An 11,470-nucleotide genomic window follows, 5' to 3' on the forward strand; every position below is an offset into this window, starting at 1 on the left:
TTTTCAGTTCCTCTATAACAAGACTGTACTTTACAGGTTTTACAAATATCTGGAATCGCTTGTACCTTTACTGCTCCTGATCTTGAATAATTTCCTGCAAGTCCTCCAAGAAAGCCCATGTCATCGTTGTCCCTAAGTTTTTACTAGGATTGACTGTACCCATCACAAGTTCAAACACGATGACCGAAAACACAAAGATGACAATCCATTGAAAAATCCCCGGGTACCATTTACTTTTTACAAATTTCTTTACCCAAGGGATGGATAAAAGATCAAAAGGCAGCTTTACTGATGGTTTTAAGTTCTTCTCTGGGATTGCCATTAGATATCCCCCCGTCTTCTAAACCATTTATTCCAAACTCCTATTAGGATAAAAGATAGATTTACTGCTCCATAGGTTCCGAGTATTTTATCATTAGGCGGAGTTTCCACAACAGGTCCATGATGACCTCCATTTTCCTCTTCATGACCACCTTCTGAATGGACACCATTAGAATGTTCTTCTCCGCTGTCCTTGTGTATATCGTTGTGACCACTATGTTCTTGTTGTTCATCACCAGCTCCACTTTTAAATATCTGCACTGATTCTTTGATACTGTTGTGATCGGTATGCCCCTCATCCGAATCCTGAACGATCAGTTCGGATTTAGTCGCTAAGCATAGCATTGAAGCTATTGATATTTACTGTTATTGGACATAATAAAAAAACGAAAAGGGGGACCATTTTTGATGAATTTAACACCTTATCTCGATCAGTATGGGTATATCATTTTATTTTTTGCTCTAATGCTGGAACTTATTGCGCTTCCAATGCCAGGTGAGATTCTTATGAGTTATACTGGATTCCTTGTATTTCAAGGGCATTTAAATTGGGGTACAAGTATTTTAGTGGCTGGTGTGGGCAGCTGTATTGGGATGACTATTGCTTATGGGATAGGCTATAAGTTAGGCACTCCATTTTTTGAGAGATACGGTCGGCGGTTTCATATGGGACCTGAACGAATTGAAAAAACATCGCTTTGGTTTAGTAGGCACGGTAATAAACTGCTCATTATCGCCTATTTCATACCTGGTGTCAGACATATTACTGGGTATTTTTCTGGGATTACCAAGCTTCCGTTCCGTACTTATGCTCTTTTTGCATATAGTGGTGCGTTCATTTGGGTGACGGTTTTTATTACGCTTGGAAAAATATTAGGTCCCCAATGGGAGCAGTTCCACAATTCAATAAAGAAATACCTCATTATTGGAGGTATTTTGGCGGCCATCTTAATAATGGTTATCTATATATATAAAAAGTATAGAATAGTGCTAAAAAATACAGCAATTAAGTTTTTAGATTTAACTTTAGATATATTTCATACCAGAAAACGGGTAGGACTACTGATTGCTTTAACCGGCATTACAACATTAGGACTTACTATCTTAATGATTGGGATGATACAGGACTTTCTTGGCAATGAATTTCTTGATTTTAATGAAATTGTTGGTTTATTGGTTTCCTTAACTTTTCATAAAAATTGGACAGATACTATGCAAATCTTTTCATTTTTGGGGTCTAGACAAATTCTTTTTCTCCTTATATTTCTTACGTTAGTTTGGATTATATTTAAAGGACGTGATAAAAAAATTGTATTCGTTTCTGTTGCAATCGTTACATTGGGTGGGGAACTCTACGAAGAAAGTTTAAGGAGAATTTTTAATAAGCTCTCTCCTATCAATCAGCCATTTATAGATCAGCTATTTTATGCTTTTCCAAGCGAACAGTCATTAATGGCCGTTGTGATTTACGGGTTTTTCCTATTTGTATTTGTTCGATCTACACACAAAATTTGGGTCCATACCTTCGTTATTATTGCTGGATTAATTGCTTTAGTTCTCATTGCAATCAGTCGATTGTATTTGGAAGTCGAACTCCCAAGTGATGTTGCTGCTGGTTACGTTTTTGGTGGAGTTTGGTTAGGGTTAAATATTCTTTCACTTGAAATATTCCGCTTGTTAAAAAGCCTCGATGCTCACTCTAAAACCTAATACAAGAGATCTGTAATTCATAGACTACAAAGTAGAAACCCAACAATATCAATTTGAAGGAAATGGCGCTTTTGAAATACTGGCGTGACTTTTTCAGTGTCAACTTTACAATGAATCTGATTTTTTAGGAATTTACGGAGATTGTATTAACGAATTGAATTTGAAATTACAACTAACTCGTGTATTCTTTATCACCCTTTTGTGTGCAAGTATATTTGGTATCATTGCGCAACTTATTAGCAATGAAAAAATTTCAGGATTTTAGAAAACTGTCATTTCCTTTATTCAAGGACCAACAGAACTGCTACAAGTCGATAGAATTAACCCTAAAGAAAAAATGGAAACTACCGTAAACCTTTCCATTTTTAGTCACCTCCAAAGTGTTGATATAATGCCTACGCTGTTAATCTAACAAATATATATATCGATAAATTATGCAGTTTTTTATTGTCATGAATTGTACATATAACTTAATTCCCTTCATTCAAAAATCAGAAAAAATGCGACCTCCACAGGTCGCATTTTTTAGGGGGATGGGTTTGTGGCCCAGGTTCTATTCGTATTAAATACAACCTACACATTTGCAGATTCATAAATTTCTTGTATTTCCCCTAACAAAAAAGCAAATGGTATAGATATTTTCTATTTCATCTGCTTTTCTATTATACCAACTCCAACTACCAGAACGCTTCACAATATCCAGGCACTTTTCTCCTTTAGTGATGGGTGGGAAAAATGTGTCAGTTCCCTGTCATTCTTATTATCTTTGGGCCAACGTCTAAATACGCATTAATGCCCCATTAGGCTTTGGTAACTCTCGATCTGTTATCTGATTCATTTTACAAAAATGTTCAAAAAATTGTTGTGCCAGCTCTTGTTCCTTTGGGTCACTTTTCAACGAAACTATATCAAGCAATATTTGAGCCATCCATGAATTATCAAAATAACGGTATTTACCTGATTTCCATGTCATTTTGTGGGGGGATTTTTCATTTGCATAATATTCCCAGAAAAGCATCTGATCTGATTCCTGTTCTGTAAGTTGGAGTCTGTATTTAGAATGAGCGGCAATATATCCATCTTCACAAAGTTTACCGATAAAATCTTCTTTCACCATATAGACTCCTAGGATACGTCTGTCTTTTTCAGGCATGCTAGAATCTATTGTTGTTAGCAGGACAGCACTATTTTGGTGCAAGCGGATGGGTTTGTTTGGCTTCCCTTTGTTAGTACCACTTTTTATTACGCCTGAAAAAACCTTCCACTCCGAAAAAGAACTATTCTGTTCTTCTGTGTCACACCAATAAACCATTTGTGATTCGGAATGAAGTTTATAATTTTTCATAAGTTTTTCATGTTCCAAGCGAAGTTCGAGGTTTTTTTGTTGTAGTTTTTTTTCCTCTTCCTTCTTCCATTCTTCCTCCTTTCGTTCCATTTCCCTTTTTTGTATAATTTCCCCAAGTGAATTAGCGGCACTTTTATCATGTAGTGTTAGGTGCTTTTCAAATACATCAGGGAAAACAAACTTTTTATTTTCTGATGCGAAATGTATTTCAATACTAGAATCATTATGTTTAACTATACTACCCATGCCAAAACGCTTGTGTGTAACTTTCTTATTGATTAGATTCATTATTCTAGTCCTCCTTGTAGAATAAAAACTCGGTTACTTTCGATAGTAAATTGATAATTTTATTCAACTAACTTCCTTTAAAGCTCCCAACTATTTGAATTTTTCTTCGGTTTAAAAAAGGATATAAAAAAACGTATCCACAATTCTATCTGCAAAAAAAAATACAGCGGAATTTGGAATACGATTGAAAAAATAATAGTAAGACTATTATAACATTTTTTAAAAATATTACAAATTTATTATTGACAAGATATTTTATCATGAGGTAAAATAAAAAATTATCCTCTGAAATACCTTGAAATAACTATGAAATAAAGTCCTCTAAAAAGTCGCGAAACTTCTGGAAAGCCCTAATGAATAACCACTTGATTACCGTTGATTTTCAAATGTTTTAATTATATCCTTAACTTCTTTCATATTGATGGATAGCCTTATGGCCATCTTATCCGACTCAAATCCTTGGGATAGAGAGCAACAGCGCGAGTTGTATTATTCTGAATATTTATGAGAACTTCCTCATAACACACTTTCATTTAATCGGGGAAGAATAAAGGTCAATTTAAAAATAGGTTTATCACATAATAAATGACACCCATTTTTACTGAGTGCCCTGAGAAATCACGCTAAGAAGAAAAATCAAAATAATTTCTCTTCAACAATCTTGGCAACCCCATAAGTTCCTTAAAACTTATAGAGTTACCGATTGCTTTTGTATCAACCAAAAACAATTCATCCACAATTTCCTTAGTTACAGTACCAGTCTGGAACACCATATCACATTCATTGCAAAGTACGGTAGGGGTTGCCGTAATCTCAATAGCCCTAGACCCATCAGGCAACTCCCAATAAACTGTCCCTTCCCCTTTCGAGGCTTTTCCTCCACACCACTCGCAGTATATATTTATATTCATACTCCTATTCAACAGTAGTTGAACCTTCTCACTTTTATCCTTTAAAGAAGTATGTGATGAATCCTCTTGATACTTCTTTCTACGATTTAAACGGTTCAAGTCTTCAGGGATAAGGTTAAATTTACTGTCATTCATGACCGTAGCTATTCCAACATTTGATTTATTCTTTTCATAATAATTGTAGATTCCTTTGAAATAATCCTCCTCTCTACCTGGCACGTAATTCTCTGGTTCCGGATACGAGGTGTTGACCCCTTCAAAGTTTCGTAGAACTACTTTATTAGCACTCTGCGAAATTAAATAATTCGGCTACACAACGCAATCTTCCCGCCCCCACCAGGAGCATTAACCACAAAGCTTGGGACTGCGTTCTTTATTGTAAGTATAAAAAACAAAAAACTGCATATCAAGATGATTTTTTATCCTGCTAATTTGCAGTATCAATTAGCTTTACCAATACTCGTAATGCTATCTCTAGTTTGGACCTTATCATCCTCTCTTTTTGGTCTTCATAAATCTTATCGGTCTAAATCATCAGAATTTTTAAAATATAAAATAGATTTAAGCAATAGGAATCAATAATATATATATTATGTAACGAAAAAGCGGGGAGGAAGTGATTTAATGTCAAAAGAATTAAGTCAAAAGTTTTATAAAGAATTAGTTGATTTGAAGAATCTAGAAGGGGTAGATGCTCAATTTCGAAACTTACTAAATCTACCAATCGAATCCGTTTCTGATCTAGAAAAGTGGTTACAAGATGAAAAGGAATTAATGATGAAAATCAATGAGGTGATGGTAGGACACCGAATCGACTTCTACCGAAACACAGAGGATGCTGAGATGAAGTCGACATATCTTCACGATCAGCAAGTCATCCAGCCACTTTTACTTAAATATGAAGCAAAACGCAATGAGAAATGCTGTAAGTCTCCATACTTTCATGAATTAGATGAAAAACGTTACGGCTTAATGCGACGCGTTCGCGAGACCAAAGTGAAGCTGTTCAGAGAAGAAAACATTCCATTAATGGTAAAAGAACAAGAACTCTGTACGAAGTATAGTGAGATTATGGGAGGATTAACCGTTGAATGGGAGGGGGAGGAAAAGCCTTTTCCGTTTATCAGATCTCAGCAAAATCATCTAGATAGAGCAATAAGAGAAAAAGCGTATCATGCCCTTATGTCAGCCCATCGTCAAATTAAACCCGAAATGGATGCCATCATGGACGAACTCGTTAAAGTGCGCCATCAAATGGCTTTACATGCAGGCTTTGAAAATTATCGTGATTATATGTTTGTAGCCAAAAATCGTGAGTATAGTGTTCAAGATTGTTATGACTTTCATGAAAACGTAGAAAAGCATATTATCCCCGCTTGGAACAGGCTCGAAGGTGTCTTTAAGTCTATGCTTGGTGTCGATACCTATCAGCCTTGGGATAACACGGCTAAATTGTTGAAAAACCCACCCTACTCCGAAGTGTCTACTCTTATGGCTGGCGTTTCTGAAATGTTAGGAAAGACCGATCCCTGTTTTGGAGAGCGATTTGATTATATGAGAGAGCATGGGTTACTAGACCTTGGAGACCGGAAAGGAAAAGGCCCGGGTGCTTTCTGTGAATTCTTACCTGTTTCAGGGGATAGCTTTGTTTTTTCGAACTTAAGTCCAACCTTTAATTCAGTACTTGCCCTAATTCATGCAATGGGTCAAGCGGTGAATGAGTACCTTGGTTTTTCCGAGCACGGTCCGGTTGAAGACTACCAATTACGAGCGGAAGTTACTGAACTATATTCTTTTGGGATGCAAATGCTCTTATTGGATAAGCTGGATCGTTTTTATCCCGAAAAAGAAGATCTTAAGAACGCACAGCGTGAAGAGCTAAGAGTTGCCTTTACCATGATAATCGGCCCACTATCAGGGGATCTCTTCCAGCACTGGATGTATACAAATCCTACTCACACTGCCAAAGAACGTGATGAAAAATTCTTTGAAATCTCAAAACGTTATGACTTAAACCCTGTCGATATTTCAGGGCTTGAGAAGGAAATTGGAATGAGTTGGTTAGGCATCCCTCATTTCTTCCAATTTCCTTTCTATACTATTGAAATCTCCATGTCGATGCTCGGAGCTCTTCAATTACTTGAGAATTATCAGAAAAACCCCGAGCAGGCTGTGGAATCCTTCAAAAAAGGTGCAAGTGCGGACTTAAATCAATCTATCGCAAAGGTTTATGAAAAAACGGGAGTCCGTTTTGATTTTTCAGAGCCAGTCGTTAAGCAAATGGGTGACTTCTTAGAAAAAGTTATTCAAGACATTCATTAACGACGTTGATGCACCTGGACCATTCTTATAGAGTTTTACGCGCAAAAAGCACAACTGATGAAGTTGTGCCTTTTGCTTTAATCTTCAAAGGTTCTGTCCGCAACATTTTTAATATCCTGGTATTCCTTCACAAATTCACCCAAAATGCAAAATACTTATTGCGCAGTATACATCTACTACGCATTAAGCAAATGAAGATTCTCTTAACCCACATCTCCCTTTAATTCACGAATTAATACAAACCCAAGGTAGATTTATCACATGACAAAGGCACCCATTGCTGAGTGCCTGGTAATAATAGAATAATTCTAAGAAGAAAAATCAAAATAATTTCTCTTCAACAATCTAGGCAGTTCCATCAATTCCTTAAAACTTATGGAATTACCAATCTTTTTTGTATCAACTATAAACAATTGGTCCTCAATTTCCTTAGTTACACTATCAGGCTGGTACACCATATCACATTCCTTGCAGATAACGGTAGGCGTTTCTGTAATCTCAATGGCTCTCGAACCATCAGGCAACTCCCAATAAACTGTCCCTTCCCCTTTCGAGGCTTTTCCTCCGCACCATTCGCAATATATATCCATATTCACACTCCTATTCAACGGTAGTTGAACCTTCCTTTTGGGCTGCTTGGCTATCAACCGATTTAGTTTGTTGCGCCTGGAATTTCTTCTCCTTCAACTCGTCACGCTTCTCACGTTTATCCTTTAAGGAAGAATGTGATGAATCCTCTTGATATTTCTTTCTACGATTCAAACGGTTCAGGTCTTCAGGGACAAGGTTGAATTTACTATCATTCATAACTGCTGCTATCCCTACATTTGATTTGTACTTTTCATACTCATGATAGATTCCCTTGAAATAGTCATCCGCTCGGCCAGGTATATAATTCTCCGGTTCCGGATATGATGTGATTACTCCTTCAAAATTCCTCAACACCACTTTATCCGCACTTTGAGAAATCAGATAATTAGGCTGTAACGCAATCTTCCCACCCCCACCAGGAGCATCACAAACGAAGGTTGGGACCGCGTACCCCGATGTATGACCTCTCAATCCTTCAATGATTTCTAACCCCTTTGAAACCGGTGCACGGAAATGTCCAATCCCTTCCGAAAGGTCACATTGGTAAATATAATATGGTCTAACTCTGATTTTAACTAAATCATGCATCAGCTTCTTCATAATTGGGACACTGTCGTTTATTCCCGCTAAGATTACGGATTGATTTCCAACAGGTACTCCTGCATTGGCCAGCATCTCACAGGCTCTTTTCGAATCCTCGGTAATTTCAATGGAAGTATTAAAATGAGTGTTAAGCCAAACCGGATGATATTTTTTCAAGATGTTGCAAAGGTTTTCTGTGATTCGTTGCGGGAAAACGACCGGGGCCCGTGTGCCGATGCGGATGATTTCAACATGCTCGATGGCACGAAGATTTTTTAAAATATATTCTAAAATATTATCATTAATTAGTAAGCCATCACCGCCAGAAATTAGGACGTCTCGCACTTCCGGTGTTTGGCGAATATATTCAATGGCAGCATCCAACTGTTTCTTTGGAACTCCCATCCCAATCTGTCCAGAAAACCTCCTCCGTGTACAATAACGGCAATACATTGAGCATTGGTTAGTCACAAGGAATAGCACCCGATCAGGATATCGATGGGTTAGCCCAGGTGTAGGCGAGTCTTCGTCTTCATGGAGAGGATCTTCTAGATCATATTTCGTTTTATAAATTTCCTTTGAGATAGGGACTGATTGCATCCGAATTGGGCAACGCGGATCATCCGGATTCATTAACGATGCGTAATAAGGTGTAATATTTAAAGGAATCGTTTTCGTTGATATTCTGACACCCTCTTCTTCGTCTGGTGTCAAGTTAATAACCTTTTTCAAATCTTTAAGCGTTCTTATCGTATTCGTTAATTGCCATAACCAATCATTCCATTGCTCCTCGGTCACATCCTTCCAAAGCTCAATATCCTTCCAATGTCTTTTTGGTTTATATAAAAATGATTTCATCACGAATCTCCTCCCGTCACTTTATCATTTCAATTTGCAAGAAATGTGCCAAAACTAAAAATAGTCAGTAAAATACGTTAAATGGTTGCAATAGCCTATGATTGGACGCTTACTAATGTTCCAGTTTACAGGATTCAACGTTTTTTAAGAAAAGAAAAATAACCTAATGCCAATTAATCGGCAGTTAGGTTATTAGCGAACTTTTGTAGTTTGTATTGAAGCGTTTGCCTTGGAATTTCCAACAGTTTGGAAGCTTGATTAATGTTCCCTTTACAAGTCGCCAAAGCTTTAGAAATTAACTCAGTTTCTAGTTCTTGGAGATTTTTTCTAAGCGAGAGATTTGTAGTTTTTACTTCTACTTCCTTTTTTTCGGGATTTTTGGTAATAAAAAGCGGTGGTAAATCGTCTAAGGTTAGCTGGTAATCCTCACTCATATTCATCATATACTCAATGGTATGCTTAAGTTCTCGTACATTTCCCGGCCAGTTATATTGTAAGAACAGAGCCTCTACCTCATTAGATATCCCTTGAACTTTCTTCCCCAGTCTGCTGTTGAAATGATCAATAAATGACTTGGTTAATAGAGGAATGTCTCCTTTTCTTTCTCTTAAGGGTATTAGCTCGAATGTAAGAACATTTAGCCGATAAAATAAATCCAATCGTATTTTTTGTTGTGAAAGAGCTTCGTTTGGATGCTCATTCATGGCGGCAATAATACGAACATCAACAGAAATACTTTTGGCGCCGCCTACCCTTCTAATAATCCCGTCTTCAAGCACCCTTAAAAGCTTCGCTTGTAATTCAATGGGCATCGTATGCAATTCATCTAAAAATAAGGTACCACCATCCGCTAATTCAAATAATCCCGGCCGGTCAACCGCCCCTGTGTAGCTTCCTTTAGCAGTGCCAAACAACATACTTTCTAGTAAGCTTTCAGGGATTGCGGCACAATTTTGAGCAATAAATGGCCCATGTGCACGTTTAGAAGCTGCGTGAATTCCTTGAACCACTAATTCCTTTCCTGTTCCACTTTCACCGTACACGAGAATCGGTGAATCTGTTTTTGCTAGCTTATACGCACGTGCTTTGATATCTTCAAATTTTTCATCTCCTGTAATAATACTATCTAATGTATAATGAGTATTTTTTGGGGATTCCTTTTGAGCTTTGTGAAGATGAAGTCCTTTTTGGAGCTCCAAGAGACGCTCCGTCAAAAGTTTCATTCGTGAATAGTCCTTAGCAATCTCCACAGCACCAAAAAATTCCCCTTTAACAAAAATCGGTAAAGTCGTATTAACTGTTTCAATTCTCACACTGTGTTTATTTAAATAGGTTTGGACTCTATTAAAAATTGGTTTCTTTGTTAAAAGAACCTTATATAGGGTACTCGTTTCTTTAGAAAGAGAAGGAAAGGCCTCTAATAATGGCTTCTCCAAAACCTCCTCCTGCCTTAATCCATCATGCTTGGCCGCTACTTCATTATAAAAAATCGTGATTCCCTCCGTATTTACAACATGAATTCCTTCATCGATTGTTTTTAAGATGGCTGCCAAAACCTCATTTGAAACTTCGGATAATAATACCAACCCAATCACTCTCCCATACTATCTATATGAGAAAGTGCCGAAAAATTGTCACTTTACTGCCGAATATTTGGCTCTAATGCTAAATTTTTGACCCATACATTCATATTTTCGAGCTTATCATAAATAAAAACATTATTCTTTAAGCGGCCGCGATATTTATAGCCTAATTGATGGAGACAAGCATTCATGCCAAATGATAACGATCGGGCAATTGAATACGAGCAATATATTCCTCCACGGAACAACTCTTCTTCCAGTTTTTTTAAAAGAATTTTCATTAGCCCATGCTTACGGTGATCGGGTAAGGTCGCACAATCTGTCAACTCAGCATTTCGGTATACTTGGTTTACCTCTGCAGAGGCTGCACTGACAATTTCCCCATTACAATAGAATGCATAATAAATTGTCCCTTCCGAGATGGTTTTTTTTATATATTCAACATCATGTAGGGGAGTAGGATAAATCTGAAAAACTGTACGATAAACTTTAGCTAGCCTCTCGGCATCATGTTGTTCAACTCTTTTCAAGTGATAATCCTTTGGGGGAGTTACTGTATCCTTCTGGATTTCTAACTGATGAATGCTCTTTAGCATCTGGTCTTCCGTCAACCAGTGGTCATTTATTAATCTTTTGGATTCAAAGTATTTAGTAAAAAAGAACATTTTCGATCCGAGGTAATAATCATCGATAACGGCTTCACATATATAGCCATTCTCAAGGAATGGATGAAAGTGTTCGCTCCTCACTTTGATGATCAACTTTTCCAACTGGGATCGTTTCATTAACTCTTCCATATATTCGATTATATTGTTGGTATCTCCATAATAATCATCCACACGAACTCGTTTATTAAAGGGGTCTTCGTAAATTTCTATCCAGAAGCCTAATTGATCTACTTCATACTGCTTAGCAGTCTCATTCACTCTATTCACTCCTTTTAAAAAGGGGGCGACCCA

Annotated in this window: 10 protein-coding genes and 1 pseudogene; 2 read left to right on the forward strand and 9 right to left on the reverse strand. The window is 37.2% G+C overall.

What is annotated here, in order from left to right:
- Nucleotides 1-67: 67 nt before the first annotated feature.
- Both ACX9YW_RS02095 and ACX9YW_RS02100 read right to left on the reverse strand, forming a co-directional pair.
- Nucleotides 68-322 (reverse strand): hypothetical protein, encoded by a 255-nt coding sequence (locus tag ACX9YW_RS02095; RefSeq protein WP_460340987.1) that lies wholly within the window; start codon nucleotides 320-322, stop codon nucleotides 68-70.
- Nucleotides 322-666: a hypothetical protein gene (locus tag ACX9YW_RS02100; protein WP_460340989.1), complete on the reverse strand. Its 345-nt coding sequence runs from the start codon at nucleotides 664-666 to the stop codon at nucleotides 322-324. The genes ACX9YW_RS02095 and ACX9YW_RS02100 overlap by 1 nt, the downstream gene beginning before the upstream one ends.
- A 63-nt stretch (nucleotides 667-729) precedes the next feature.
- Between ACX9YW_RS02100 and ACX9YW_RS02105 the strand changes: the two genes are divergently transcribed.
- Entirely contained in the window at nucleotides 730-2,031 is a 1,302-nt protein-coding gene (locus ACX9YW_RS02105) for a VTT domain-containing protein (RefSeq protein ID WP_460341282.1), read from the forward strand.
- 778 nt (nucleotides 2,032-2,809) lie between these two features.
- Here the strand turns inward: ACX9YW_RS02105 and ACX9YW_RS02110 are convergent.
- The 3 genes and pseudogenes from ACX9YW_RS02110 to ACX9YW_RS02120 all read right to left on the reverse strand — a co-directional run.
- Nucleotides 2,810-3,664, reverse strand: coding sequence for a malate synthase (locus tag ACX9YW_RS02110; RefSeq protein WP_460340991.1), 855 nt, complete (start codon nucleotides 3,662-3,664; stop codon nucleotides 2,810-2,812).
- 623 nt (nucleotides 3,665-4,287) lie between these two features.
- Nucleotides 4,288-4,569 (reverse strand): YokU family protein, encoded by a 282-nt coding sequence (locus ACX9YW_RS02115; protein ID WP_460341285.1) that lies wholly within the window; start codon nucleotides 4,567-4,569, stop codon nucleotides 4,288-4,290.
- A gap of 30 nt (nucleotides 4,570-4,599) precedes the next feature.
- Nucleotides 4,600-4,943, reverse strand: a pseudogene (locus tag ACX9YW_RS02120) (lysine 2,3-aminomutase); the annotation flags it as partial.
- 256 nt (nucleotides 4,944-5,199) lie between these two features.
- Between ACX9YW_RS02120 and ACX9YW_RS02125 the strand changes: the two are divergent.
- A complete protein-coding gene (locus ACX9YW_RS02125) occupies nucleotides 5,200-6,897 on the forward strand; it encodes a M3 family oligoendopeptidase (RefSeq protein ID WP_460340994.1) in 1,698 nt (565 codons plus the stop codon).
- Between the two features lie 308 nt (nucleotides 6,898-7,205).
- Here ACX9YW_RS02125 and ACX9YW_RS02130 read toward each other — a convergent pair whose 3' ends face one another.
- The 4 genes from ACX9YW_RS02130 to ablB all read right to left on the reverse strand — a co-directional run bounded on the left by ACX9YW_RS02130 (nucleotide 7,206) and on the right by ablB (nucleotide 11,437).
- Nucleotides 7,206-7,487, reverse strand: coding sequence for a YokU family protein (locus ACX9YW_RS02130; protein WP_460340997.1), 282 nt, complete (start codon nucleotides 7,485-7,487; stop codon nucleotides 7,206-7,208).
- Nucleotides 7,488-7,497: 10 nt separating this feature from the next.
- Complete coding sequence (kamA, locus tag ACX9YW_RS02135; protein ID WP_460341000.1) at nucleotides 7,498-8,928, reverse strand: lysine 2,3-aminomutase; 1,431 nt, start codon at nucleotides 8,926-8,928, stop codon at nucleotides 7,498-7,500.
- Nucleotides 8,929-9,101: 173 nt separating this feature from the next.
- Complete coding sequence (locus ACX9YW_RS02140; RefSeq protein WP_460341003.1) at nucleotides 9,102-10,514, reverse strand: sigma-54 interaction domain-containing protein; 1,413 nt, start codon at nucleotides 10,512-10,514, stop codon at nucleotides 9,102-9,104.
- A 53-nt stretch (nucleotides 10,515-10,567) separates the two neighbouring features.
- Complete coding sequence (ablB, locus tag ACX9YW_RS02145; RefSeq protein WP_460341006.1) at nucleotides 10,568-11,437, reverse strand: putative beta-lysine N-acetyltransferase; 870 nt, start codon at nucleotides 11,435-11,437, stop codon at nucleotides 10,568-10,570.
- Nucleotides 11,438-11,470 lie beyond the last annotated feature (33 nt).

Source organism: Pseudoneobacillus rhizolycopersici, assembly GCF_054786815.1.

Bases quoted from the DNA above. Each gene is read 5' to 3' on its own strand.
- ACX9YW_RS02095 (WP_460340987.1), bottom strand. From the start codon at position 322: ATGGCAATCCCAGAGAAGAACTTAAAACCATCAGTAAAGCTGCCTTTT.
- ACX9YW_RS02100 (WP_460340989.1), bottom strand. From the start codon at position 666: ATGCTATGCTTAGCGACTAAATCCGAACTGATCGTTCAGGATTCGGAT.
- ACX9YW_RS02105 (WP_460341282.1), top strand. From the start codon at position 730: ATGAATTTAACACCTTATCTCGATCAGTATGGGTATATCATTTTATTT.
- ACX9YW_RS02110 (WP_460340991.1), bottom strand. From the start codon at position 3,664: ATGAATCTAATCAATAAGAAAGTTACACACAAGCGTTTTGGCATGGGT.
- ACX9YW_RS02125 (WP_460340994.1), top strand. From the start codon at position 5,200: ATGTCAAAAGAATTAAGTCAAAAGTTTTATAAAGAATTAGTTGATTTG.
- ACX9YW_RS02130 (WP_460340997.1), bottom strand. From the start codon at position 7,487: ATGGATATATATTGCGAATGGTGCGGAGGAAAAGCCTCGAAAGGGGAA.
- kamA (WP_460341000.1), bottom strand. From the start codon at position 8,928: ATGAAATCATTTTTATATAAACCAAAAAGACATTGGAAGGATATTGAG.